Genomic DNA, 26,105 nt, shown 5'->3' on the forward strand with positions numbered 1-26,105 from the left:
CGCGTTCACCGACGACGACGTCGTCGTCGACCCGCACTGGCTCACCGAACTGGTGGCCGGGTTCGGTGCAGGGAACGCGGTGGCATGCGTGTGCGGGATCGTCCCGAGCGGTGAGATCCGCACACCCGCGCAGGCGTACTTCGATCAGCGGGTGGGGTGGGCGAGTTCCTGCGCCCCCCGGTTGTTCGACCTCGCGCACCCACCCGCCGATGTGCCGCTCTTCCCCTTCCAGGTCGGGATCTACGGCACCGGTGCGAACTTCGCCGTCGATCGGCAGGCCGTGTTCGCGCTCGGCGGTTTCGACGAGGCACTCGGAGCGGGAGCCCCTACCGACGGCGGTGAGGACCTCGACATGTTCTTCCGCGTACTGCACTCAGGGCGGCAGCTGGCGTACCGGCCGGGGGCCGTCGTGTGGCACCGGCACCGCGCGGACAACGAGGCGCTCGCCGTTCAGGCGCGCGGCTACGGACTCGGACTCGGTGCCTGGCTGGCCAAGATCGCGGCAAACCCGCGCACCGCATGGCTCGCCGTGCGCATCGCGGTGCGGCAGGCGCCGACGTTTCTCCACCTGTCGCGGAAGATGTCCCACGTCGCCACCCCGCCGGACGGCCTCGCAGGCCACCTGCCGGCGGGGATCGGAGCCACCGAGCTGCGCTCCATCGCACGCGGACCGTTCGCCTACCTGAAGGCCCGCATGGAGGGCCGGGATCCGGCGCCGATGAAAGGGGTGACCCATGACGGCCCGTCCTGATCTCGCAGGCACCGAGTCCGGCGCGGGTCGCGCCGACGGCACCCGCTTCGCCACCTGGTTCGGAACGGACGACGCACCGCTGTTCGGCGTCGTCGACCTTCCCGCCGACGGCCGGTGCCGCGGTGCCGTTGTTCTCTGCCCGCCGATCGGCAAGGAACAGGTCGACTCGTATCGCGCAATGGTGTATCTCGCGCAGCAATTACGCGCGCAAGGTCTGTTGGTGCTGCGGTTCGACTACCGCGGCACAGGTGATTCTCCGGGCTCCCAGGACGATTCCGACGCGGTCGCCGGATGGCTCGACAGCACCCGGCGGGCAGTCGAGTACGTCCGCAGCTGCGGCATCACGGATGTCGGACTGGTCGGCCTTCGGGTCGGCGCCCTCCTCGCCGCACAGGTCGCGGCGGCGTGCGGTCCGGTGCGGGCCGTGACCCTGTGGGATCCGGTGATCCGTGGTCGCGGCTACCTGCGCAAGCAGACCGCGCTCCACCAGATGGTGGTCGGCCCGGACGACGAAGGCGATCCGCGCGTCACCCTCATCGGCGCGGTGCTGGCGCCGGCCGCGGCGTCGGCGCTGTCCGCGATGAGCCTGCGCGCGGCGACCCCGCCGCCCGGCGCGAAGATCCTGATGGCGTTGCGCGAGAGCGACGTCGATTCCGTCGGGACACGCGAGACCGTCGCCGCCTGGAACGCCGAGACGTTCACCGTCCGCGACTACGAATCGTTCCTCGAACCGGCGGACTTCACGGTCCGGCTCCCGTTCGGCGACATCGATCGGATCGCCGAATGGATGTCCGCATCCTTCGGCGACCACCGCACCGGAACCACACTCGAACTGCGCGCCACCGCCGTGGTGGATCGGACCGTCGACGGCAGGCAGGTCGTCGAGACGCTGGAGTTCGCCGGCGCGTCCGAGCTCTTCACGATCCGCACATCCGTCGACTCCGGGCGGGGAGCGAGGCCCGACGCTGCGGAGCCGACGGTGATCTTCCACGGCACGGCCAACGAGCACCGTGTGGGTCCGGTCCGGCTGTGGGCCGAGACCGCGCGCGAGCTGGCGGCGCACGGGATCGTCAGCGTTCGCTTCGATCGTCGCGGCACCGGCGACACCGGCCTGGTGCAGCACGGCGAATGCACCACCATCTACACGGACGAATCCCGGGACGACGCCGTCGACATCATCTCCGTCAGCGGGGCACAGCCCGGCTCGGTTGTGCTCGCCGGGATGTGCTCGGGTGCCTGGAATTCGAGCTACGCCGCCCTCCGGCGTCCCGTCCGGGCAGTGGTCCTGGTCAACATGGCGGACTGGACCATCACCCGTAAGGCGTTCGTGAAGCAGTCGACGATGGACACCGACCGGACGCCCCTGGCGGGTGCAGCGCTCGCGCTGCTCCATCGGCACGCGGCGACGGCGAAGAAGTACCTGCGGCTGTGGATGCCGTACCGCGGCTGGTTGTGGCTCGGCCGGGCCGGGCTGCTGCAAGTGCCCGAAGTCATGCTCGCTCCGCTCAACGAACGCGGCGTGCACACCACCGTCCTCCTCTCACCGATCGACTACGCCGCGTTCGTCGAGAACCACGGCGAGCGCAGCCTTCGCCGATTGCGGCGCGCCGGCTGGAACGGACGACTGGTCACGTACCCGACCGGCGATCACTCGCTGTACAGCACCGCCCTGCGGGACAGGGTCCTGCGGGACCTCCTCGCCACCGCTCTCGGCGAATTGACCGCGGACCGTGTCGACGACGCCCGTGACGGTTCCCGGCCGGAGTTGGCGGGATAGCCATGGGAGCCCCGACAGCGACGCAGTCGCAATTGCACGCCAGACATCGCGCCGAGCAGCCCACGCGCTCGGCAGGGCGGAATCTGCAGCTCAACTCGATGGCACTGATGCTGTCGAGTGTGGTGACCGGTGTCCTCGGCCTCGCGTTCTGGGGCACGGCGGCGCGGTTGTTCCCCGCCGACCAGGTGGGGGTGGCGTCCGCGCTCATCTCGACGGCGATCATGCTGTCGACGCTGTCGAATCTCAGTCTCGGCTCGATGTTCGAGCGCTTCCTGCCGGTGGCCGGTCGCCGCGCGGGACCGCTCCTGGTCAAGGGTTTTGCCGCCGTGGCCACACTCGCCTTCGTGTCGGCTGTGGGGCTCATCGTCCTCGGCCCGCGGGACACGCTGTTCGAGAACAATCTGGAAATCGCGATCTATCCGGTGTTCGTCGTCGTCCTCGCGCTCTTCGCGCTCCAGGACCAGACCGTCTCCGGCCTGGGCGTCGCCCGCTGGGCGGCGTCGAAGAACGTCTTCCACGCGCTGGCCAAACTGCTGGCGGTCGTCGTGCTCGCGGCGTCGGGTTCGGCGCTCGCCATCGTCGCGTCCTGGGGAGTCACCGCGGCGATCGCCGTGGTGGTCCTGCTGACGGCGATGGGGTTGCGCATCCGGTCCGACCCCCGATACCGGCAGGAACCGGCGCTGCCCTCGAACAAGGAACTCGGGGTGTACTTCGGTTCCTCGTACGGCATTTCGGCGCTGGGGGCCATTGCCCCGCTCGTCGTCCCGCTGATCGTCGTCACCCGGGTCGGTACCGCGGCGAACGCATACTTCGCGGTGACGTGGTCGATCGTCAGCGCCCTCTACATCATGGTGAACCTCATGGTGGGTCCGTTCGTGGCCGAGGCCGCCGCGCATCCGGACAAGATCGTCAGCCTGTCCCGCCGGTTCGTCCGCACCATCGCCGTGATCGCGGTGGTGGGCGGGCTCGGTCTGGCCTTCGTCGCCCCGCCCGCGCTCGGATTCATCGGTGCGGAATACCGTGCGGAGGGAACACCTCTGCTCCATCTCGCCGCGGTGTTCGTGCCCCTCGCCGTCATCGGCGCCGTCTACGACGGTCTCGCGCGGGTGTACCGCCGGCTGACCCTCGCCGTCGTCACCCAGTGCCTGGCCACGGTGGTGATCATCGTCGGCAGCCTGATCTTCAGCGCGTCCGTCGGCGTCGCGGGGGTGGGCTGGGCGTATCTCGCCGCCGAGACACTCACCGCCGTGATCCTCGCCGGACCGCTCATCTCCTGGCTCCGCCGACTCCAGAACCGCGCCAGGTGGGAGCGATGGCTGGCGAAGAAGAGCGTGAACCAGAAACCGATGTGGCAGGTATCCGATGTCGATGCATAGAGCGAGCTCCCGCGACCTGATGCGGAGCGGCAGTCGCATGATCACCGCGATCGGTCCCGTCCGCCTGCCGAGCATCGGCGAGATCCGGGACACGCTGACCGTGCTCGCGCACGCCGGGGGACGCCGCACCCCGATCGGGCTCGTCCCGGCCACCGAGTCACGACGGTGGGAGCACCGACCGCAGGACTTCCTCGGGAACGTCCGGCAATTCGGGCCGTGCACCCGGGAGGAGGTGCCTCGGCTGCTGACCCGGCTGGCACGCGCGGACGCATCCGCGTCCCCGCTGAACGTCGCGGTCGCGGGTGACTTTCTCCTGCTGGACATCTCGCACGGACTCGGTGACGGCCGGCTCGCACTGGCCCTCGTCCGTGCTGTCGCCGGCGGACGCAGCGGGACGCCGGTCCCCGAATGGGCCCGGACACGTGACAGCGCACTGCCGCTCGCACGCGCCCTGACCCGGACCTTCGCGACGTCCCCCGCCCGCGTCGCTCAGCTCCTCGAACCCCGGCCCTCCACCACACACGAGGCCGGTCCCGTCCAGACCGTGCCCTGGTGCAGGTCGCCCACTGCGGTGGTCGAGTCCGCCGTGTCCGGAACCACCGCGGAACTCCGTCGCTGGCGGGATCGGGAACTGCCCGGGGCGTCGGTGTCGTCGTTGCTGTTCGCGGCCGTCGCGCGGGCGATGCGCAGTCGCGGTCTGACGGTCGACGACAAGGTCGACGTCCTCTTCGACTGCCGCCGCTACCTCCCGGGCAGTGCGACGGTGAACGGAAATTTCGCGGCCGGAGTGCGGTTCGCGCTGTCCGACCCCGGAGATGCGGCCGAGATGAGTGCGGCGATCGCGCAGGCCACCGCGTCGGGCAGGCCGCTCGCCTCGCTCGCACTCAGCATCGCCAAGTTCCGCAGGCGCATGCGTGCCGGTACGGCACACACCGAGACCGCGCACGTCGCGGCGACGCCCCGGGTGAGGCTCGTGTACTCCGACATGGGGGAGGCCGCATTGCTGGCCGATCTCGACTGGACCGACGAACCCGGCCGGCGGATCGTCACGGCGCTGAGCGAGCCTGCCGATCCGGCGTCGATCGTCTTCACCTCGGTGCGCCGAGGTCCCGAACTCGACGTGTCGGCGTCCTTGCACGACAACGTGTTCGACCCCGAACTCGTCCGCGACGCACTCGCCGACGCCCTGTGCGACCCACTGTCTCTCCTGTCTCGAAGGATTGTCTAGCCATGCCCTCACACGTCCTGGAGACATCGAAGCGAACCCCGCTGTACCTCACTGTCGCCGTGCTGCAATTCTTCGTCGTCGAATTCCTCGTCGCCGGAACCTGGCGCGGTCACTACAGCTACTCGGCCAACTTCATCAGCGATCTCGGTGTCCCGTTCTGCGGCACCGACGGCACCGCGCCGTGCAGCAGGACGTCGCTGCTGATGGACGCGGCGTTCGTCGTGGCCGGTGTCGCGTATGTGGTCGCCGCCGTTCTCTGGTACCGCATCGAGCGGGTGCTCCCGCTCGTTCCGGTGGTGTTCCTCGTGGTGGCCGGAATCGGCGGAGTGGTCGTCGGTCTGGCGCCGTCGAACACGCACTGGGAGGTGCATTCCCTCGGCGCGACGCTGTTTCTCATCTTCGGCAGTCTCTTCACGCTGACGACGGCGCTCACCGTGTGGCCGCAGATGTCGGGCCCGGCCACGTACGTCGCCGTCGCGCTGGGGGTGCTCGGACTGGTCGGATACTTCTGTTTCACCTACTCCTGGGACCTCGGTCTCGGTGTCGGCGGCATCGAACGGGTCGCGGCGTACTCGGCGATCCTCGGCTTCGTCGTGTGCGTCCACCTCGTGACACAGCTGCAGTCCGTTCGACGTTCGGCTGCCGTCCGGGTCGGAGACAAAGCCGGTGCATAGACAGCTGAAGCGTCCACGCAGAGCACGCGCCGTGTCGTCGGCTGCGGTGTTCCTCGCGTTCGCCTGCGTCGGCGCCACCGGGTGGTACGCGTCGAACGATGTCGCGCAGGCATCCGGGACGGGCGAGTCGGTGCTCATGTTCGACGATTTCGTCGGGGCCGCCGGAACCTCGCCCGACCCCCGGTACTGGGGGCGCGCAGTCGGGGGAGGAGGCTGGGGCAACGACGAGGCACAGGTCTACACGGACGATCCTGCCAACTCCCGGATCGACGGCGAGGGCAACCTCGTGATCGAAGCCCGCCGCGACGGATCCGGCTACACGTCGGCACGGCTGGTCACCCTCGACCGCTTCGCCTTCCAGTACGGACGTGCCGAGGCCCGCATCAAGTTGCCGACGGGGCAGGGCCTGCACCCGGCGTTCTGGTTGCTGGGCACGGACGTCGACCGCGTGGGCTGGCCGCAGTCGGGGGAGATCGACGTGATCGAGACGATCAACGACGCGTCGTTCCACCACAGCGCGCTGCACGGCCCGTCCGCGGACGGCACACCCTGGAATCTGAATGCCGAAGGCAGCGAAAACGTGTCGGACGATTTTCACGACTACTGGGTGGAGCGGTCGCCGGACCGGATCACGTTCGGCATCGACGACGCAGTGACGGGCGACTTCTCGCGTGCGGACCTGGATCCGGGGCAGGAGTGGGTGTTCGACAAGCCGTTCTCCCTGTTGCTGAACGTCGCTGTCGGCGGACGGTGGCCCGGCGACGTCGGAGCCGACACGACGTTTCCGGCCACGATGCTCGTCGACTGGGTGAAGGTGACCGATGAGTGATCTCCTCAGTGCGCAGCGCCTCGACGCGCGAACTCCGGAGCTGTCCCGGTACTACGACGTCGCCGCCCTGGCGTCGGCGGTGGCGGGACTGGCATCGCTCGCACCCCTTCCGTCGCCGGTCAGCGCCGTTCTGCTGACGATGTTCGTGCTGAGCGGCCCGGGTCTCGCGATCGTGACGTGGTTGCGGATACCGGTCGCCGCGTCGGTCGCGGCCGTCCCCGTCCTCGGGCTGTCGGTGGTGACCGCCGCGACGACCGTCCTGGCCTGGTTCTACCGCTGGCCCGCCACCGGTCTGCTGCTGGTGATGGTCCTGGCCGTCGTCGCGTCCGCGCTGCGGCATCGGTGGCACGACACGGGCGCCGGCCCGGTTCGCGTGGTCACCCTGCGGCAGGCGCGGTTTCGGCTGTCGCAATGGGCGCACGATGCCCGCCGTCATCGACCCCTGATCCTCGTCGCAGTGGGCCTCGCACTGTGGGTGGCCGTGCTCTTCGGGCTCGGCACCACCGAGTACTCACAGTTCGGTCTGCTGTTCGTCGGGAGCGGGCCAGGGCTGGTGGTGTGCGCGCTGATGATGGTCGGCGCGTTCGTCTGGGCTCTCCGCGAGAGGGCTGTCGGGACCGCTGCCGCCGCCGTGCTCGGTGTGATCGTGGTGGAGCGGCTCACCCCGACACTCGTCACCGACGTGCCCATCTACGGGTGGACGTACAAGCACCTCGGCGTGGTCGACTACATCCAGCAGTTCCAGACACTGCCACCCAAGGGTGTCGACATCTACGGTGAGTGGCCGGGCTTCTTCACCGCATTCGCGTGGTTCGGCGACATCACGTCGGCGGACATGATGTCCGTCGCCCACTGGTTCGCGCCGGTGATCCACGTGTTGCTGGCGATCGTGATCGCCGCGATCGCCCGGCTCCTCGGATTCGACATGCGGGTGGCACTGACAGCCGCGATGGTGGCGGAACTCGCCAACTGGGTGGGGCAGGACTACTTCTCGCCGCAGGCCATTGCACTCGTCATGGCGCTGGGTGTGGTGGCGCTCCTGGTCGTGTCGACGGAGCACCGATCCGCAGCGTACCTGTCGATCCTCGTCTTCGCCGCCCTGGTGCCCACCCACCAGCTGACCCCCTACTGGCTGTTCGGCGTCACGGCGGCGCTGGCGGTGACGCGGAAGATCCGTCCGCGGTGGCTTCCCGTGCCCTACTTCGCGATCCTCGTCGCCTATCTCGTACCGCGGCTCGACATCGTGGCACCGTACGGGCTGCTGTCCGGTTTCAACCCGGTCGACAACGCCGCCAGCAACGTGACCGCCGTCGGCACGTTCGGGAAGATCTTCACCTCCGCCGTGTGCCGTTCCCTGTCCGCGGGCATCATCCTGCTCGCCGTGGTCTGCGCCATCCTCCTCTGGCGGAGCAAGCGACCCGCCTGGATCGCGACCGTCATGGGGTTCAGCTCGTTCGCGCTGCTGGCGGGTCAGAGCTACGGAGGTGAGGCGATCTTCCGGGTCTACCTCTACGCCGTGCCCGGCTGCGCGATCCTCATCGCACCGATTCTCGTGGACGCGCTCACGATCAGGTACCGGTCCGGATTGCTCCGCCGAGTAGTCCCCGTCGGGCTCGCGAGCGGATTGGCGTACGTGACATTCGCGGGCCTGCAAGGCTATTACGGGCTGTGGTCGCTCGTCGTCGGATATCAGTCCCAGGTGACGTTCGCGGAGGACATCCTCGCGAACGAACAGCCACCGGCGACGATCATGTCGCTCTATCCCGCGGGTCTGCCCACTCGGGTCAGCGCCGATTACATCAAGTTCGCCGTCGTCGACAAAGATTTCGATCAACCCCTGCTGGCCTTGCCTCCGACCTTGCTGGAGGGTTTCCCGCACGGCGGCCAGATCGAGATGCTCACCGCGGACGCGGCGGAACGCGACGGCGACACGTATCTCGTGTTCGACACGCAGGGCACGGCCGCCATCCGCTACTACGGTTATCTACCGGACGGATCCGTCGACAACTTCGAAGACCAATTGCGATCCAGCCCCGACTGGTCGGTGTCCGCGCAGGACGACAACAGCACGATTTTCCGGTACACGGGACCGCGCCGGTAACGGTCACGTCGCGTATTCGGTCACGACCAGTCGGGGCGGGCGCTTAGCATCGGCACATGCAGCGGATGCGGTCGGCCCTGTTCGACATGGCGTTGACGTGCTCGGTGGCGCTGTGCGCGCTGTCCCTCACCCCGGTTGTTGCCGCCGCCGCGCCCGGCGGTGGAGGCGTCCGGACCGCCTACGCCGGATACACCGTGATCGGCAGCGACGAATTCGACGGACCCGCAAACGCTGTACCCAATCCGCAGTTCTGGGGGTACGACCTCGGAGGCGGCGGGTGGGGCAACAACGAGAAACAGGTGTACACCGACTCCCGCCAGAATTCGCGACTCGACGGCAACGGTCGTCTCGTCGTCGAGGCGCGCAGAAACGGTGGCGGTTTCACGTCGGCTCGGCTGGTGACCCGCGGAAAGTTCGAGTTCACGTACGGGGTGATCGAGGCACGGATACAGGTGCCGTCCGGCCCGGGAATCCATCCGGCGTTCTGGACGCTCGGGAGCAACATCAACAGCGTCGGGTGGCCGGCCTGCGGCGAGATCGACATCCTCGAGGTGATCGGGGACGGTTCGCGATACCACGCGGGAGTGCACGGCCCGACCGTCGGCGGCGGACACTGGGAGCGTTCGACGGACGGCTCGATCGGCGCGAACCTCAGCGCGGGTTTCCACGACTACGCCCTGATCAAGGCGCCCGGCCGCATCTCGGTGGGCATCGACGGGAACATCGTCGGCACCGTCACCACAGCGGACCTCCGTCCCGAGGAACGCTGGGTGTTCGACGCCCCCGCGTATCTCCTGCTCGATGTGGCCGTCGGCGGGAGCTGGCCCGGCCCGGTCACGTCGTCGACGCGCTTCCCCGCCACCATGCTGGTGGACTGGGTGAGGTTCTCCCAGTGACGTCCGAGACCGGCGAATTTTCGGTGTGAATAGAATCGACTTCATGGCCGTGTCGAACTCCGAGTGCCGTTGCGGCCACCCATTCGCCGCTCACGAGCACTACCGTAAGGGCACGTCCTGTGCGATCTGCGACTGTCCGAAGTTTCGGCGGCCGTTGCCCCGGTTGATCCGGAAGCTCGTCGGCCGCTGACCGCGCGGAATTCGCCCGGAGACGGCCGCCCTCGCCGAGCGTCTCGTCGCTCCGGCCTCGGTGTCGCCTTCCTGCCGTGCGACGGTATAACATACTTCAAGTATGTATAACTGCTGTATTGCAGTACGTGCATCGTGTAAAAATGGGCATCTAGAAACTTTGTATCCGATTACGCAATGAACGAATGCGTGCGCAGGTGCGGCAGACGGCAGTTCGGGTGGTGGCGATGGGACGTCGGACAGCCGAGCGAGCGGGGACCTCGTCGACTGCCGAGGCCGTGTGGCGAGGCGGTCTGGGGGCGGTCGCCCTCGTATTCGCCGTCCCGGCGCTGCTGTTGGCGCTGGCTCTGTGGCGGGGTTGGGATGGAGCGTTCGCGACGATCGTGGTCGCCGACGGGAGCTTGCTGGTGTTCGCGGTGGTCGCCACCGGGTGTGCCGTCAGGGCTGCCTGGGTGGGGCGTGGCGTGGGGCGCAACAGCTGGCTGGCGTTGGCGGGTGGGCTGGCGGCCTGGTCGGTCGGCCAAGCCATCTGGTGCTACTACGTGGTGTGGCAGGGAAGCGATCAGATACCGTTCCCCTCCTCGGCGGCTGCGGCGTACCTGCTGTTCCCGGTCGGCGCGTGCGCGGCGCTGTTGCTGTTTCCGGTCGGTGACAGTGGGCAGTCCCGGACCCGGCTGATCCTGGACGGAATCATCGTGGCCGGTTCACTGTTCGTGGTGTCGTGGGCGAGCGTGCTCGGCAGCGTGTACCGCGCCGGGAGCGACACACCCGTCGCCCTCGTGTTGTCCCTCGCCTATCCGGTCGCGGACCTGGTGATTGCGACGATGGCGATCGTGGTGCTGACCCGAGCGCGGGCTGGGCAACGCCTGACCCTGGGACTGCTGTGCATCGGGATCATCCTGATGGCGTTGTCTGCCAGCGCAGTCTCCTACCTGACCGCAATGGGCACCTATCACAACGGCGGTGTGACCGACCTGGGCTGGGTGGCCGCCTTCGTCGCGATCGGCCTGGCGGCGCTGTCGAGTACCCGAGCACCGTCACCCGAACCGGTTCCGGTGCAGATTTCGTCCCGGGCGCGGTTGTGGTTGCCGTACATTCCGTTGCTGCTGGCTGTCGGTGTCGGCCTCCAGCGGGAGTTGCCCAGCCTGGGCTCCGGGCCGATTCCCGCGGCGATCGTGGTCCTGGTATTCGCCTTGCTGACCCGGCAGTTCATCGTGTTGGCCGAGAATCGTCGGCTGTTGCTCACCGTGGCCCGGCAGGCATTTCGCGACCCCCTGACCGGGCTGGCGAACCGTGCGTTGTTTCTCGACCGGCTCGACCAGGCCGTGCAGCGCCGGCGGCGGGAACGGACACCGATCGTGGTGCTGTGCGTGGACCTCGACGATTTCAAGACAGTCAACGACAGCCTCGGTCATCCCGCAGGGGACGAGTTGTTGATTCGCGTCGCCGAACGGCTCACCGGGTGCATGCGGAGCACCGACACGGTGGCCAGGCTCGGAGGTGACGAGTTCGCTGCGCTGGTCGAAGGGAGCGTCGAGGACGCACTGTCTGCCGCGGATCGTGTACTGGAGGCATTCACCCCGCCGTTCGTCATCGACGGTGTCGCACTGTCCATCCGCCCCAGCATCGGGCTCACCATCGCCACGTCCGACGTCCCCGACGTGACGACCGAAAGCCTGCTCAAACAGGCCGACCTCGCCATGTATGCGGCCAAACGCTGCGGTGGTGGGTGCCTGCGCAGTTACGTGCCGGACCCGGTCGACCCCGGCGAGATCGAGGAGCTCACCGATGTCGACCGCCCGGCACACCGTCCCGTCGTCGTCAGCCCCGTCGAAGCCGCACACACACCGCGGCACGCGCGTCCCCCGGCCGTGCCGGGAAGCGACAGCGTGCCGGCGGCGACGATCGCACATCGCCTGCCACAACCGATTCGGGCGAACTGGGTGTCGCCGTCCGACCCGTCGCGGTGCGGCGTCACGGTCCGGCTCGGGATGCTGCTGATCGGTGGGGTTCTGTTGGGGATCTCGCTCGGGTCGCAGGATCAAACCGGGTGGAGAGTGCTGCACGAGGTGTTCTACGACGGACTGGCCCTGAGTGCCGCGCTTGTCGTCGCTGCTCGTGCATGGTGGGTACCGACCGAGAACCGAGCGTGGGCGCTGATCGCGCTGGGCCTGACGAGCTGGGCTGTGGGCGACGTCCTGGCGACGTCGTGGGTGCCCGAGGGCCCGTCGCCCTCGGCGGCCGCTCTGCTGACGTTGGCGTTCTACCCACTCGTGTATGCCGGGCTGGTGGTGCTGCTGCGCGCACGGGTGGGGCGGCTACCGACCGAGATCTGGTTGGACGCCGTCACCGCGGGGTTGACGCTGGCGGCGCTGGAGGTTGCCCTCGCATTCGGCCCGATCGACACGGTGGCGGGCCAATCGCCCGCCACGGTGATCGTCGGGTTGGCCTACCCGGTGGGGGACGTGCTGCTGCTGACACTCGCAGTCGGGGCGCTCGCGGTGCTGGGGTGGCAGGCCGAGCAGCGGTGGGCGCTGCTGGTCGCGGGGTTCGTGCTGTTCGCGGTGGCCGACACCGCGTACCTGTTCCGAAGTGCTGCCGGACACGATGTGGAGGTATGGCTCGATGCGCTCCCACACCTCGCCGTACTCCTCGTTGCCGTGGCGAGCTGGCGAGCCCCGGGCCGCGAGAAGACGGGTCGGCCACCGGGACCGGCCATCTGGGTTCCCCCGCTGGTGTGCACCGCCGCTGCAGTGGGGCTGCTGATCCTCGACCACGATGCGCGACTGCCGCGGCTCTCGGTGGTGCTGGCAGCGCTCAGCCTGGTCGCGGTCGCGGCCCGATTCGCGGTGACGTTCCGGCACGTGGTCGTCCTCGCCGGCAGTCATCGCGAGGCGAGCACCGACGACCTCACGAACCTGGCCAATCGGCGGGCGATCGTGGCCGCGCTGACGGCCGCGTACGACGACCAGGCGGCGCAGCCGACGGGGCACCACAACCGTCCGGGGTCCGGTCCTGGTCTGCTGCTGATGGATGTGGTCCGCTTCAAGGAGATCAACGACTCGTTCGGACGGCACGTGGGCGATCAATTGCTGCGGCAGGTGGCGGACCGGTTGTCGCGGTCGGTGCGACCGGGTGATCTGCCGGCACGCCTCGACGGGGACGCGTTCGCGGTCCTGCTGCCGGCGGGGACCGATCTTACAGGCGCCCGGGCCCTGGCGGGCCGTGTCCTCGAGGCATTTCGCGAGCCGTTCGACCTCGACGAGGTCACGGTGCGTATCGAGGCGTGCATCGGGATAGCCCTCTGTCCACAACACTGCACCAACCCCCAGGACTTGCTGCAGTGTGCGGGGGTGGCGGTGTATCGCGCCAAGTGCTCCCGCCGCACGATCGCCGTGTACGACGCCGGCGAGTACCAACGCAGCATCGAGGAGCGGCAGACCGTCGACGAGCTGCGCACCGCAATCGCCGGTGGCGAGCTCACGTGCTACTACCAGCCCAAGGTCAGTGCCTGCGACGGCCAGGTGCACGGCGTCGAGGCACTCGTCCGGTGGGAGCATCCCCTCCGCGGCCTCCTCCTGCCGGACGAGTTCCTGCCTCAGGCCGAACAGTCCGGACTGATGCGGCCACTGACGACGAGAGTGCTGGAGCTTGCGCTGGGTCAGGCGCGGAGCTGGCTCGATCGCGGTATATCGCTGACCGTCGCAGTGAACCTGTCGGTCACCAATCTGCTCGACGTCGACCTGGTCGCCGAGATCAACCGGCTCCTGGACGACCTTCGGTTGCCCGCCGACACACTGATCCTCGAAATCACCGAAAGCGTCCTGATGACCGATTACAGGCGTGCCAGGAGGGTGGTCGAAGCCCTGCAAGGGCTGGGAATCGGATTGTCGATCGACGACTACGGCACCGGCTGGTCCTCCCTCGCGTACCTGCAGGACCTGACCGTCGACGAACTCAAACTCGACCGGGTCTTCGTCGCGCGCCTCGCCAGCGACCCCCGGTCGGTCGCAATCGTGCGTTCGACGGTGGAGCTCGCGCACAGCCTGGGTGCGTCGCTGGTCGCGGAAGGTGTCGAAGACGAGGACACCCTGCGGGCCCTGCGCCGGTACGGCTGCGACGTCACCCAGGGCCACTACCACGGCCGGCCGTTGCCGCCCGACCAACTCGACCTTCGGTTGATCGGCGGGCACCGGTGACGCGAGGCGTCGTCCCGGCTACGTGAACAGACCCTGACCCCAGTGCTGCCCCTCGGCGAGACCGGGCGGGCAGGCGAAGAGTGCGGAACCGACGTGCTGGATGTACTCGTTCATCGCGTCGTTCCTCGACAGGTTCAGCTGCATCGGCACGAACTGTTCCTGCGGGTTGCGGCAGTAGGCGATGAAGAAGAGTCCGGCGTCGAGGTGGCCGAAACCGTCGGAGCCGTCGGTGAAATTGTATCCGCGACGCAGGATCTGGATGCCGCCCAGTTCCTGCGCGGACGCCAGCCGCACGTGGGCGTCGACGTCGATGACCGGGTCGTGCCCCTTCTTGGATTCGAGGTCGAGTTCGTCGAACTCGGTCTTGCCGCTCAGGGGAGCGCCGCTGCCCTTGGACCGTCCGATCACGCGTTCCTGCTCGCCGAGCACGGTGCGGTCCCACTGCTCGATGAGCATGCGGATCCGCCGCGCCACGAGGTACGTGCCGCCGCCCATCCACGCCTGGTCGTCGCCGGAGGCCACCCACACGTTCTGGTCGACGACGTCGGTTTCCTCCGCCTTGATGTTGTTGGTTCCGTCCTTGAACCCGAACAGGTTCCGCGGGGTGTCCTGGGTGGTGGACGTGGATGACGTGCGGCCGAAGCCGAGCTGCGACCAGCGGACCGAGGCCGTCCCGAACGCGACGCGCGCCAGGTTGCGGATGGCGTGCACGGCCACCTGCGGGTCGTTGGCGCACGCCTGGATCGCGATGTCGCCGCCGCTGCGCGCCGGATCCAGGTTGTCCGCCCGGAAGTGCGGAAGTTCTTCGAGCGCCGCGGGTTTCTTGGACGCGAACCCGAATCGGTCGTCGAACAGGGAGGGCCCGAATCCGATGGTCAGCGTCAGCTGGGACGCCGCCAGGCCGAGCGCCTCCCCGGTGTCGCTGGGCGGAACGTACAGGCCGTCGCCGATGGCCCCGTCCGGGGTGGCCTCCTCGCCGGCGGTCATCCGCTCGGCCATGACGGTCCATTTCTTCAGGAGCGCCTCGAGTTCCTCCCGGGATTTCGTGGTGACGTCGAACGCCACGAAGTGCATCCGGTCCTGGGCCGGCGTCACGATGCCCGCCTGGTGGTCGCCCCGGAAGGCGACGACGTCGGCGTGCGACAGCGGCGGTTCGGCGGCGGTGGCGCGCCCGACCAGTGCACCGGCGCCTGCCAGGGCGGCTCCCGCCCCGACGGCGCCGAACAGACGTCGTCGGGACATGCCCTTGCGCTCGTCCACCGTGGTGGTCGTGTCGGTCGTACCGGTCGGATCAGTCATGATCATGCGCCTGCTACCACGCCCTGAACCTGGCTGACCTCGGCCGAGAGGGCGTCGATCTTGCGCGAGAGTTCCTGGCGCTGTTGTTCGTTGACAGTGTCGTAGAAGACGAACCCGTCACCCTGGCGGTACTGGGCGAGTTCGGCATCGAGGTCCGCGAAACGTTGGGTGATGTTCGCGGACAGTTCGGGATTGCGTTCGTCGATGATCGGCTGCAGTGCGGCGACCGCTGCTTGCGAGCCGTCGACGTTGGCCTGGAAGTCCCACAGGTCGGTGTGCGAGAAGATGTCTTCCTCACCGGTGATCTTCGACGTCGAGATCTCGTCGAGCAGCCCCTGCGCGTCGCCGGCGATCTTGGTGGGGTCGATCGTGTAGTCCTCGGCGTTCACCTGGTCGGCGAGATACTGGACGTCGACGACGAGTTGGTCGGCGATCGCGTTGGTGTCGGGCTGCGGACCGGTCACCCACAGGTCCTTCTCGAGCCGGTGGAAACCCGTCCACTCCTGCCCGGGTTCGAGGTCGGCCTCCCGCAGATCGAGTTTGGGGTCGAGTTCGCCGAAGCTCTCCGCCTCGGGTTCGATGCGCTCGTAATACGTGCGGGAAACGGGGAACAGGGCCTTGGCCTGATCGATGTTGCCGGCCTTCACGGCGTCGACGAACTGCTGCGTGGTGTCCTGGAGGGCGACGACCTGACTGCGGATGTAGCGGCGGTAGCCGTCTGCCGCCTCGGCGAGCTGTCCGCTCTCGTCGGAGGCGCTCATCGAGTCGCCGGTGACGGTGAAGTCCTGGCGGATGCCGTTGCCGACCATGCCGGGCTTGCACGCGAGCTGGTAGGTGCCGGCGTCCGGCAGGGACACGATGAGCTGGCGGGTGAGCCCCGGACCGATGTTCTCGACCTCACCCATCGCCCGGTCGCCCTCGGCGTACACGTAGAACTCGGTGACCTTGCTGCCGTTGTTGGTGACCTGGAACGTGCTGTTTCCGGTGGTCCCGGAGTCGGCGCTGACGTCGCAGGTCTCGTCGCTCGCGGTGACGGTGATGTCGTCGGTGCTCGCCGTCGACTTCTCGGTACAGCCTGTGAGGGCCAGCGGCAGCACGGCGACCGAGGCGAGGGCGAAGGTGGATCGGCGCATGGTCTTCATGGGCGGAAGTTGCCTTTCACGAAACTGTTTCGTCGGGTGAGGGGGAGGCAGTGCGCTCGGGGGCCGCGGAGGCCGTCGGGGGTGCGGAGGTCGCGGGTGCGCGTGTGGGCGCGGAGACTGGCCGGAGGAACAGGAACAGGACCACGACGACGTACACGACCCAGGCGACGGCCTGCAGGACGGTCGGGTCGGGCCGGAAGTTGAAGATGCCGGCGAGGACGGTGCCGTACCAGCTGGAGGCGTCGTATCCGCCGGAGATGTCGAACGCGAGTGCGGAGCCGCCGGGCAGGACGCCACCGACCTGCAGGGCGTGGATGCCGTACCCGAGGATTCCGGCGGCGACGATGATCAGGAAGATGCCGGTGTATTTGAAGAATTTCGCGAAGTCGAGGCGGACGGCACCGATGTACAGCAGCACGGTGAGGGCCGCCGCCGCGACGATGCCGAGCAGGAGACCGACGAGGGGCCACACACTGCCTGCGGTGTTCTCGGCGTACCCGACCATGAGGAGCGCGGTCTCGACACCTTCTCGGCCGACGGCGAAGAACGCGAGCGTGAGCACGGCGATCGGACCGGCGACCAGTGCCTTCTCCATGCCGGCCTTGAGGTCGTGGGAGATGGTCCGCGCGGCCTTCCGCATCCACAGCACCATCGTGGTGACGATCGCGACCGCGACGAGGGAGGCGACGCCGGCGATGATCTCGGCGGTCAGTCCGGTGACGGTGGAGGTTCCGTAGTGGATGACGAGGAAGATCGCCGCCACCATCGCCACGGCGATGCCGACGCCGAGCCAGACCCATTTGAGTGCGTCCTTGCGTTCGGCTTTCACGAGGAATGCGGCGAGGATCATGACGACGATGCCCGCCTCGAGACCCTCGCGCAGACCGATCAATCCACTGCCGAACAGCTGCGTGGCGATCGACGGCGCGGTCCCTGCGGCGAGAACTGACATGCACACTCCTGATCGAGGCGGGTCGAGCGCGAGTGACCGGCAAGGTTGGGTAGGCAACCTTGCGGTAGGCAAGGCGAACCTTAGCCCTGTGGAAAACATACACCGCGTGAATGCGTCCGAAGAACCCCTCACCAGCACTTTTACAACTCTTTACCTTCGATGTGTTGCCGTGCCGTGACCCGTATTCGGGGTGGGAGCCGTCTCGCCTGGCCGGGATCGGCGAGTTCGGTGTGGATGATGGAGTCGTGACCCGATATCCCGCGCGGCCGACACGTCGTTCCCGATGGCCCGGACCGCTGTTCGCTCTGCTCGCGGCGACAGTGGTCGTGGCCCTCGCCTACGGTGCGTGCTCGCGGGAGCAGCAACCGAGGATCGCCGTACCGGAAGGCATCCCACCCGGTCCCGGTGCGGCGACCCCGCCGATCGACATCAACGCGCCGGGACGGTCCGCGGATCAACTGCACGAGTGGTCCGCCGGACTGGCCGACTCCATCGGCGTCGGAAACACCGCCCTCGAGGCGTACGGCTACGCGTCGGCCGTGATGGCCGAGACGAAACCCGAATGCGGGATCGGGTGGACCACCCTCGCCGGAATCGCCAGCGTCGAGAGCCGGCACGGCACGCACGCCGGTTCGACGGTCGGGCCGACCGGGCAGGTGACGCCCGAGATCCGGGGCATCCCGCTCGACGGCGGACCCGGCGTCGCCGAGATCCCCGACACCGACGGCGGGGCGATGGACGGCGACCCGGTGCACGACCGCGCCATGGGTCCCCTGCAGTTCATTCCCGAGACCTGGAAGAGGTGGGGTGTCGACGCCAACGGTGACGGCGTGGCCGACGCCGACAACATCGACGACTCGGCGTTGACCGCCGCCCGCTACCTGTGCGAGCGGGGCGGCGACCTCACCTCGGCGGAAGGCTGGCAGTCGGCTCTGATGGCCTACAACCTGTCGGGGGAGTACCTCACCCTGGTGCGCGACCGGGCGTCCGCCTACTCGGTCGGGGTGCGCCCGTAATCCTCCCACCACCGCTTCGTGACCTGATCGACGTCGTTTCGCTAGGCGCCGCGCGGGCGGATCGCCGTCGGCGGGGCGCGCCATCCCGCGCCGCTTTCGGTGTGCCGTTACGCTGTGTCCTGGCACGATCTGGTGTCCTGGCACGATCGGACCGGTCGGTGCACAGTGCGAAGCCCATATAAGGAGAATCAGCAAGTGTCCATCATTGAGCAGGTCGGAGCCCGTGAAATCCTCGATTCCCGTGGTAACCCCACGGTGGAGGTCGAGGTGCTGCTCGACGACGGAAGTTTCGCTCGCGCCGCGGTTCCGTCGGGTGCCTCGACCGGTGAGCACGAGGCCGTCGAACTCCGTGACGGCGGTGACCGGTACAACGGCAAGGGTGTCGAGAAGGCCGTCGAGGCCGTCCTGAGCGAGATCGCTCCGGCCATCATCGGCATCGACGCCACCGAGCAGCGGACCGTCGACCAGGCCCTGCTGGACGCCGACGGCACCCCGGACAAGTCGCGTCTGGGCGCCAACGCGCTCCTCGGCGCGTCCCTCGCGGTCGCCCGCGCGGCCGCCGAGTCGTCCGGACTCGACCTCTTCCGTTACGTCGGCGGCCCCAACGCCCACGTCCTGCCCGTCCCGATGATGAACATCCTCAACGGTGGCGCGCACGCCGACACGGGTGTCGACGTCCAGGAGTTCATGGTCGCCCCGATCGGTGCCGCCACGTTCAAGGAGTCGCTGCGCTGGGGCGCCGAGGTGTACCACGCCCTCAAGTCGGTGCTGAAGGAGAAGGGCCTGGCCACCGGTCTCGGTGACGAGGGCGGCTTCGCCCCCGACGTCGCGGGCACCAAGGAAGCCCTCGACCTGATCAGTCTCGCCGTCGGCAAGACCGGTCTCGTGCTGGGCACCGACGTGGCGCTGGCACTCGACGTCGCCGCCACCGAGTTCTACACCGACGGCACCGGCTACAAGTTCGAGGGCAGCAACCGGACCGCGGACGAGATGGCGGCGTTCTACGCCGAACTGGTCGACGCCTACCCGATCGTGTCCATCGAGGACCCGCTGGACGAGGACGACTGGGACGGCTGGGTCGCGCTGACCGATCAGATCGGCAACAAGGTCCAGCTCGTCGGTGACGACCTGTTCGTCACCAACCCCGAGCGTCTGGAAGAGGGCATCGTCAAGGGCGCCGCGAACGCGCTGCTCGTGAAGGTCAACCAGATCGGCACGCTGACCGAGACCCTCGACGCCGTCGACCTCGCGCACCGCAACGGCTACAAGACGATGATGAGCCACCGGTCCGGCGAGACCGAGGACACCACCATCGCCGACCTCGCGGTCGCCGTGGGCAGCGGTCAGATCAAGACCGGCGCCCCCGCACGCAGCGAGCGCGTCGCCAAGTACAACCAGCTGCTGCGCATCGAGGAGAACCTGGGCGACGCCGCCCGCTACGCCGGCGAGGTCGCGTTCCCGCGGTTCGCGTTCGAAGGCTGACGTTCGACCGTCGAGTGAGGGGTGTTGGGGTAGGTGGCACAGCGCGGCAGGCCGCGGTCGTCCGGAGCAAGTCCGGGCGGCCGTGGCACCGGGCGTGGTGAACGGGCCCGCGGAAGCCGCGCGGACGGCGCTCCCGGAGCGCGACGCCCCCGCACCACCAAGTCGACGACGCCGGGGCAGGCCGACGGCAAACCGGACGCCGTCGACAGCGCCGACACCGGCAAGGTGCTCCCCGGTCGCGCCCGCCCGAGACGGGTGGGCGCGACCGGGGCCGCCCGCATACCTCGATCCGAGCACACGATCCTCGGGCTGTCGACGGGCCAGGCGCTCGTCCTCGTCATGGTCGTGCTGCTGCTCGCCCTCACCCTCGCGGTTCCGCTGCGCAACTACCTCACCCAGCGCGGTGAGGCGGATCGTATTGCTGCGGAACAGGTTCAGCTCGAGAAGGACCTGAAGGAGCTGCGGATCCTCGAGGAGCGCTATTCGGATCCCGCCTACATCGAGGCGCAGGCTCGCGGCCGGCTGCGGTGGGTGAAGCCCGGCGACACCCCGTTCCAGGTGCAGCTGCCCGGCGACTACAAGGAGCCGGAGAAGCCGGAGGAGAAGGACGCCGAGATGGCAGGCCCCTGGTACTCCGACCTGTGGAAGACCATTTCAGAACCGCCGGCCGCGCCCGAGGTGCAGCCGGCACCGGCTCCGGCGCCCCCCGTGGTGCCGCCGCCCGTACCGCCAGAACCAGGAGAACCCACCGGGTGACCACTTCGTCCGACCCGTCCAGCCCCGTGCCGCAGGAAGACCTCGACGCCGTTGCCGCCCAGCTGGGCCGTGAACCGCGCGGAGTGCTCGAGATCGCGTACCGCAGTCCCGACGGCACACCCGGCGTCGTGAAGACCGCGCCCAAACTTCCCGACGGAACGCCGTTTCCGACGCTGTACTACCTGACGGACCCGCGACTGACCGCGGAGGCCAGTAGGCAGGAGTCCGCGGGGGTGATGCGTGAGATGACCGAACGTCTCGGGCAGGACCCGGAACTCGCGGCCGCCTACCTGCGCGCCCATCAGTCGTATCTCGCCGAGCGCGACGCCATCGAACCCCTGGGAACGGACTTCACCGGCGGCGGCATGCCCGAACGCGTCAAGTGCCTGCACGTGCTGATGGCGCACTCGCTGGCGAAGGGGCCGGGCGTGAACCCGCTCGGCGACGAGTCGGTGGCCCTCGCCGCGTCCGCGGCAGGCGGAAAGCTGAGGGGCACCGCGATTCCCGCGGACTGGCCCGGCATCGACGACATCGAAAGTCCCGAGCAGTGACGCGCGTCGCCGCCGTCGACTGCGGCACGAACTCCATCCGACTCCTCGTCGCCGACGTCGACGAGCAGGGGGCACTGCACGACGTCCGCCGCGAGATGCGCGTCGTCCGACTGGGGCAGGGCGTGGACGCCACCGGGCGTCTGGCGCCCGAGGCCATCGAACGCACGCGTGTCGCGTTGACCGAGTACGCCGGAATGATCGCGGACGCCGGCGCCACCGCCGTCCGCATGGTGGCCACGTCCGCCACCCGCGACGCGTCCAATCGGGAAGACTTCTTCTCGATGACCCGCGACGTGCTCGGCGCCGTCATCCCGGGCGCCGGGGCCGAAGTCATCACCGGCGACGAGGAAGCACGACTGTCGTTCAACGGGGCGGTCGGGGAACTCGATCCTTCCCAGGGGCCGTTCGTGGTCGTGGACCTCGGCGGCGGTTCCACCGAAGTGGTGCTCGGCGACGAGTCCGGCGTCCATGCCGCCTTCTCCACCGACATCGGATGCGTGCGCATCACCGAGCGCTGCCTCCACGACGACCCGCCGACACCCGCACAGGTCGAGGACGCCCGCGCGTTCGCGCAGGAACGGCTCGACGAGGCGTTCGCCCGCGTCCCCGTCGAACAGGCCCACACCTGGGTCGGCGTCGCCGGCACGATGACCACGATCGCCGCACTCGCGAAAGAACTGCCCGAATACGACGCCGAGCAGGTGCATCTCTCCCGAATCCCCCTGCCGCGACTACGGGAGGTCTGCAACTCGCTGATCGCCATGACCCACACCGAACGCGCCGCGCTCGGCCCGATGCACCCCGGACGGGTCGACGTCATCGGCGGCGGAGCGATCGTGACCCTCGCCCTCGCCGACGCATTCGAGAAAAAGGCCGGCATCGACCAACTCGTCGTCAGCGAACACGACATCCTCGACGGAATCGCCTTGTCGATCGCCTGAGCTAGGGTGATCTGCGCACGGTCACCGAGCAACACCCTCGGCGACCGGTAGCCCCTATAGCCCAATTGGCAGAGGCAGCGGACTTAAAATCCGCACAGTGTCGGTTCGAGTCCGACTGGGGGCACCACCATCGTGGGCGACTATGTGAAGGTCAGCGGTCGCATGGTGGAGCTTGACGTTCAAGTCACGCGCCGCTTGCCTACATTTTGCCCACACTCTCGTCGAGACGTTTTGCCACGTCGGCGAGATCGTCATCGGACAGATCTGCGTATACGTCGAGAGTCCTTGCTGCACTCTTGTGCCCGAGCATCTTCTGCACGGCCTTGACGTTAGCGCCAGCGCTGATCGCAGGCGACGCCGCGGTGTGGCGCAAATCGTGCGCGGTCACCCTCGGGAACAGGGGAGTGGTCGGCTTGCCGCCCTCGGCTTCGCGTACCTTTTCTGCCGCAACCTGACACCTCGCGACCGCACCGCTCAACCACGAGTCGTAACTCGAAGGCGGGCCAATGTGCCCACCCGTCGCCGACGGCCACAAGAGATCGTCGGGCCCGTTGCCCGTTGCCCGTTGCCCGCGCATGCGCGCGCAAGCTCGGCGACGAGGAACTTCGGCAACGGAACGCTAGCGTGCTTATGGTTCTTCAGCGTTCCGACAACGATCTCGCCGCTGACCTTCATGGCGTACTCGTAGAACGTCGCGCGCTTGCGCAACAGGTCGAGATCGCGCACACGGAGTCCGGCAGCCTCGCCCCACCGCAGGCCGGTATAGGCGAGCATCAGCACGTGCGCCCGCCTCCTCGGCAAGTTCGAGCGACTGGCGGTGCGACAGATAGACGTTCCTCTTGGCAACCCTCCGCGGGAGCTTCACGCCGCGTGCGGGATTGGAGTGGATCAGGCGATCCTTCACCGCATCGTCGAGGATTCGGGCGAGCACCCCGTGGGCGGTGAGGACGATCGTTGCACCGCGCTTGGAATTGAGGTCGGCGACCCAAGCCGATACCTCGGTGAATCGGATCTGACCAATTTGAGTTGGTCCACCGCGGCTGCACCTGCACCTGCACCTGCACCCGCCACGCGCTTTCGAGGGAACGGAATCCACTCTGCTTCCTGTGCCGGCGCGCTGTCAGTAGAGCTAGTTAGGTCCGAGGTCGCCGATCGTCAGGCGATCAGCGGATGGCGAAACGTACGCACCACGGCGGATGTTGAAGTCAGTCTCATTCGCGAAGGCTTTCGCCGCGAGGAGCGGCAGCCGTTGACGTGCAGCACCGACCTGTACGCCGATCGCGGCGAGGAGTACCTGAGCTGCCCGCATTGCTGGACGCATCACCGCGTGGCCGATCTCGATCGGGCGATTCTGAAGCACATCGACGATCAGATCTCGACGATGCCCGAGCTCGTCCTCGGGCTGCGCGCGATGCGTGAGCCGGTGCCGATCGGCACGCTCTACCCATGGCACTCGCGCAGCGATCCGCCCGGTCGGAGGCGGATTGCACGATCTCGTCGTTCTGGATTCACCGGGACTCCCCTCCGCTGTTTCGCGTAAGCGATGTCAGGTACCTCGCGTCAAGACGTATGAGTCCCTGTAGGAAGATCATCGAATGAGCGACGGATCAGGCAAGTTCGTAATTCCAGCGAAAGCAGTGGCTGGCGCGTCGACGTTGGCCTCAATCGGGTTACTGGCGACGCTCGCGGTGGTCGTCAGCGTGCAGAACATCGACGTGCTCAGTACTGTCGCGCTAGCTCTCGCGATCATGGCGTTTGTCGTCCAGCTAATTGTGTACATCATCCAGTCAATCTCCGCGGCACAGCAGTTGCAGAACGCTCAGAAGCTCCATGGCGACATGATGGAAGTGCTGCGAGGCATCCAGGAGAAGTCGACGGCGTTGGAACGTACCGTTCAACTCCTCCATGATCAGGTCATCGAAGAGTTTCGTGGCAAGGCTCGTTCGGAAAGGCAACTTGGTCGATCATCCTCCACGGAGTTGGCCGCTATCGAGGACTCACTTGCAGCCTTAGAAGCTCCAGTTTCTTTGCAAGCCGACCGGTCCATGACGATAGACCCCTTATCTGTAGATCGACAAAGTGACCAATACCCGCCGGCTTTGCCTGTCCCGGAGGCCGAGAAGATGCGCGCTGAGTTGCTTTCCTGGCCTGGGCCGGACGATTATGACGAGGTCCGTGAAGCGTGGAACGAGTTGCCACCGACTATGCGGCAGTCGTTCTTTGTTGATCTCAGGGATCTTCTGAGCGCCACCAATAACAAGCATTTTGGACCGGGCCTTTCGCTTGACCCTGAGACTTCTCCCATTCGAAAGGCCGGCCTCGTAGATAAGGTCAAGGGCTGGAGGCTGCAAACTCCAAGCGAGAAGGGCCGACGGATAGGAAGACTGCTGACAGCAGAGGGCCCCGCACCTGATGGATTTCCTGAAGACCTACTTCGTCTCCGCGAAGAGATCCGGGACGCGGAAGAGGCTAGTCGTGCTCGCATGCGGAACCGAAGAGATTGAGTTGAGTCGTTGCCTGCACGCCCCTCGCGCCGCCACGATCTGACTGCGGGGCTGACCTGCATGCAAGGATGCTTTGTAGTGAGACGACCTATATCCACTTCCTGAATCTCTCAGCGTCCACAACGTGCGCCCGAGTTTTCGTTGTAGCCCGCTGCTCGACAGCGCGATGTTCCGATCGGCTCGGGCGCACGTCTGTCCCTTGCTCTGTCAAAGTCACCGCCCGTTCCGAACTGATGGGGCCCACGGTATCCGAGTACCGCCGACCCGTTTCCCGGCGTAGCGGCTCCGAGCAGGTTCATCTTCCCGTCGCACGAGAGGTGCACTCGATGGATCTCTATCGTCAATTCGTCAAGTCGATCGCCAAGATCACAGCGGGCGTCATGCACGAGCTCGCCTTAGGCATCAACGCCGAGGCCGGCGTGCACCCGACCGTGGTGCACATTCACATCTATGCCGAGGGCACCCCGTCTGCCGGGGGAGTGGATACCGATACCCCTTGACCACCCCGACGCCGCTAAAACCGGTACTGATCCTAACCACACGGCAGCGGTATAATAATGCCTGGATGTCGAGTACATCGGAGAACCCCGAGCCTGAACCGAAGGCGGTATTCGTCGTATCGCCGATTGGTTCACCCGGCTCCGTCGAAGCCGTCAACGCGAGTCTCACGCTGGAGTACATCATTCGCCAGGCATTGCCTGCGCCGGAATGGGATGTAGTCCGTGCAGACGAGGAAAAGGACCCAGGCTCGATCACTCACATGGTGATCAGCCGAATCGTCAATTCCGATCTCGTAGTCGCCGACCTCAGTGACCACAACCCTAATGTCTTCTACGAACTCGCAGTTGCGCACGGTTACAAGAAGCCCGTGGTTACGATCATGACCGCTGGCCAGAAAGTTCCCTTCGACATTGTGGATATGAGGACGGTCTTCTACGACCTGACGAACCCGGCGTCCGTCCACACTGCTAGGGAGCGTCTTGAACATTCCGCAAGGCATGTGCTTGAGAATCCGACACCGACGAACCCACTTGTTGGGTATGAGATGTTTTCAACAGCAAGCAACAGGGCGGATGCGTCGCCATCGGACAAACTTGAGTTTGGAATGACTCAAATCCTTCGTCGACTTAGTCACATCGAGTCTCGACTCGACGAACCTGGCGGGACACGACGCCGCAGCACCAAACCTTCGGCAGTGGAGAACCTATCAGCGGAGGAACTTGCAGAAAAACAGGACGAAATTCGGGCGAATCTCCTGCGCGTTGCTGAAAGGATGGAGAGATACAACGGCTCGACTTCGCTGGAATGGGGGCCGAGAATGCGCGACGCGAACTAACCAGAGAACTCGCTAGTGTGTCGGTCCGGAAATTATCGCTGTAATTACCTATGGTGTTGTAGTGGCGGATTTCGGGCGTGATGGCGAGTTTGTGTTGACCGGTGAC

The 26,105-nt window shown here is 67.2% G+C and carries 23 protein-coding genes and 1 tRNA gene; 19 read left to right on the forward strand and 5 right to left on the reverse strand.

Going from position 1 to position 26,105, the window contains the following annotated elements:
- From ACFU5V_RS42310 to ACFU5V_RS42350, 9 genes are all read left to right on the forward strand, one after another.
- Positions 1-751 (forward strand): glycosyltransferase (locus ACFU5V_RS42310; RefSeq protein ID WP_378707295.1); only part of this gene is annotated, 751 nt, incomplete at its 5' end.
- Positions 735-2,528 carry a serine aminopeptidase domain-containing protein gene (locus ACFU5V_RS42315; RefSeq protein ID WP_378435503.1) on the forward strand — a complete coding sequence of 598 codons (1,794 nt, stop codon included), beginning with the start codon at positions 735-737 and terminating at the stop codon, positions 2,526-2,528. The genes ACFU5V_RS42310 and ACFU5V_RS42315, both read left to right, overlap by 17 nt.
- A gap of 2 nt (positions 2,529-2,530) precedes the next feature.
- Complete coding sequence (locus ACFU5V_RS42320; RefSeq protein ID WP_378707297.1) at positions 2,531-3,904, forward strand: lipopolysaccharide biosynthesis protein; 1,374 nt, start codon at positions 2,531-2,533, stop codon at positions 3,902-3,904.
- 37 nt (positions 3,905-3,941) lie between these two features.
- On the forward strand, positions 3,942-5,132 hold the full coding sequence (locus tag ACFU5V_RS42325) for a hypothetical protein (protein WP_378707299.1): 1,191 nt from the start codon (positions 3,942-3,944) through the stop codon (positions 5,130-5,132).
- A gap of 2 nt (positions 5,133-5,134) precedes the next feature.
- Positions 5,135-5,806 carry a DUF998 domain-containing protein gene (locus ACFU5V_RS42330; protein ID WP_378435497.1) on the forward strand — a complete coding sequence of 224 codons (672 nt, stop codon included), beginning with the start codon at positions 5,135-5,137 and terminating at the stop codon, positions 5,804-5,806.
- Between the two features lie 31 nt (positions 5,807-5,837).
- Complete coding sequence (locus ACFU5V_RS42335) at positions 5,838-6,635, forward strand: glycoside hydrolase family 16 protein (protein WP_378707301.1); 798 nt, start codon at positions 5,838-5,840, stop codon at positions 6,633-6,635.
- On the forward strand, positions 6,628-8,736 hold the full coding sequence (locus ACFU5V_RS42340; protein ID WP_378707303.1) for a hypothetical protein: 2,109 nt from the start codon (positions 6,628-6,630) through the stop codon (positions 8,734-8,736). The genes ACFU5V_RS42335 and ACFU5V_RS42340 overlap by 8 nt, the downstream gene beginning before the upstream one ends.
- A gap of 56 nt (positions 8,737-8,792) precedes the next feature.
- On the forward strand, positions 8,793-9,632 hold the full coding sequence (locus ACFU5V_RS42345) for a glycoside hydrolase family 16 protein (RefSeq protein ID WP_378707305.1): 840 nt from the start codon (positions 8,793-8,795) through the stop codon (positions 9,630-9,632).
- Between the two features lie 416 nt (positions 9,633-10,048).
- Complete coding sequence (locus tag ACFU5V_RS42350; RefSeq protein ID WP_378707307.1) at positions 10,049-14,020, forward strand: diguanylate cyclase domain-containing protein; 3,972 nt, start codon at positions 10,049-10,051, stop codon at positions 14,018-14,020.
- 18 nt (positions 14,021-14,038) lie between these two features.
- Here ACFU5V_RS42350 and efeB read toward each other — a convergent pair whose 3' ends face one another.
- From efeB to efeU, 3 genes are read right to left on the reverse strand one after another with little or no spacing between them, the layout of a single operon-like run.
- Complete coding sequence (gene efeB, locus ACFU5V_RS42355; protein WP_378435489.1) at positions 14,039-15,319, reverse strand: iron uptake transporter deferrochelatase/peroxidase subunit; 1,281 nt, start codon at positions 15,317-15,319, stop codon at positions 14,039-14,041.
- Positions 15,320-15,321: 2 nt separating this feature from the next.
- A complete protein-coding gene (gene efeO / locus ACFU5V_RS42360; protein WP_378707310.1) occupies positions 15,322-16,461 on the reverse strand; it encodes an iron uptake system protein EfeO in 1,140 nt (379 codons plus the stop codon).
- A 16-nt stretch (positions 16,462-16,477) separates the two neighbouring features.
- The gene (gene efeU / locus ACFU5V_RS42365) at positions 16,478-17,413 is read right to left on the reverse strand and encodes an iron uptake transporter permease EfeU (RefSeq protein ID WP_378435485.1); all 936 of its coding nucleotides are present in this window, start codon (positions 17,411-17,413) and stop codon (positions 16,478-16,480) included.
- 245 nt (positions 17,414-17,658) lie between these two features.
- On the opposite strand from efeU, the gene ACFU5V_RS42370 reads away from it, so the two are divergent.
- From ACFU5V_RS42370 to ACFU5V_RS42395, 6 genes are all read left to right on the forward strand, one after another.
- Positions 17,659-18,429, forward strand: coding sequence for a lytic transglycosylase domain-containing protein (locus tag ACFU5V_RS42370; RefSeq protein ID WP_378707312.1), 771 nt, complete (start codon positions 17,659-17,661; stop codon positions 18,427-18,429).
- A 195-nt stretch (positions 18,430-18,624) separates the two neighbouring features.
- Complete coding sequence (gene eno / locus ACFU5V_RS42375; protein WP_015889582.1) at positions 18,625-19,911, forward strand: phosphopyruvate hydratase; 1,287 nt, start codon at positions 18,625-18,627, stop codon at positions 19,909-19,911.
- Positions 19,912-19,944: 33 nt separating this feature from the next.
- Entirely contained in the window at positions 19,945-20,667 is a 723-nt protein-coding gene (locus tag ACFU5V_RS42380) for a septum formation initiator family protein (protein WP_378707314.1), read from the forward strand.
- Positions 20,664-21,218: a DUF501 domain-containing protein gene (locus tag ACFU5V_RS42385; RefSeq protein WP_015889584.1), complete on the forward strand. Its 555-nt coding sequence runs from the start codon at positions 20,664-20,666 to the stop codon at positions 21,216-21,218. The genes ACFU5V_RS42380 and ACFU5V_RS42385 overlap by 4 nt, the downstream gene beginning before the upstream one ends.
- Positions 21,215-22,159: an exopolyphosphatase gene (locus tag ACFU5V_RS42390; protein WP_378707316.1), complete on the forward strand. Its 945-nt coding sequence runs from the start codon at positions 21,215-21,217 to the stop codon at positions 22,157-22,159. The genes ACFU5V_RS42385 and ACFU5V_RS42390 overlap by 4 nt, the downstream gene beginning before the upstream one ends.
- A 50-nt stretch (positions 22,160-22,209) precedes the next feature.
- Positions 22,210-22,286 (forward strand) — tRNA-Leu (locus ACFU5V_RS42395).
- A 72-nt stretch (positions 22,287-22,358) separates the two neighbouring features.
- Here the strand turns inward: ACFU5V_RS42395 and ACFU5V_RS42400 are convergent.
- Together ACFU5V_RS42400 and ACFU5V_RS42405 are read right to left on the reverse strand one after the other, a co-directional pair.
- Positions 22,359-22,637 carry a tyrosine-type recombinase/integrase gene (locus tag ACFU5V_RS42400; RefSeq protein WP_378707318.1) on the reverse strand — a complete coding sequence of 93 codons (279 nt, stop codon included), beginning with the start codon at positions 22,635-22,637 and terminating at the stop codon, positions 22,359-22,361.
- Complete coding sequence (locus ACFU5V_RS42405) at positions 22,634-22,939, reverse strand: hypothetical protein (RefSeq protein ID WP_378707320.1); 306 nt, start codon at positions 22,937-22,939, stop codon at positions 22,634-22,636. Before ACFU5V_RS42405 ends, ACFU5V_RS42400 begins: the two co-directional genes overlap by 4 nt.
- Positions 22,940-23,042: 103 nt before the next feature.
- Here ACFU5V_RS42405 and ACFU5V_RS42410 point away from each other — a divergent pair, with 103 nt between their 5' ends.
- From ACFU5V_RS42410 to ACFU5V_RS42425, 4 genes are all read left to right on the forward strand, one after another.
- Complete coding sequence (locus ACFU5V_RS42410; RefSeq protein ID WP_378707322.1) at positions 23,043-23,699, forward strand: hypothetical protein; 657 nt, start codon at positions 23,043-23,045, stop codon at positions 23,697-23,699.
- Positions 23,700-23,754: 55 nt separating this feature from the next.
- Positions 23,755-24,663, forward strand: coding sequence for a hypothetical protein (locus ACFU5V_RS42415; protein ID WP_378707324.1), 909 nt, complete (start codon positions 23,755-23,757; stop codon positions 24,661-24,663).
- A gap of 326 nt (positions 24,664-24,989) precedes the next feature.
- Positions 24,990-25,163, forward strand: coding sequence for a hypothetical protein (locus ACFU5V_RS42420; protein ID WP_378707326.1), 174 nt, complete (start codon positions 24,990-24,992; stop codon positions 25,161-25,163).
- A 65-nt stretch (positions 25,164-25,228) separates the two neighbouring features.
- The gene (locus ACFU5V_RS42425; RefSeq protein WP_378707328.1) at positions 25,229-25,999 is read left to right on the forward strand and encodes a hypothetical protein; all 771 of its coding nucleotides are present in this window, start codon (positions 25,229-25,231) and stop codon (positions 25,997-25,999) included.
- Positions 26,000-26,105: the final 106 nt, after the last annotated feature.

The sequence above is a fragment of the Rhodococcus sp. NPDC057529 genome, from assembly GCF_042802055.1.
Taxonomy (GTDB): Bacteria; Actinomycetota; Actinomycetes; order Mycobacteriales; family Mycobacteriaceae; genus Rhodococcus_F.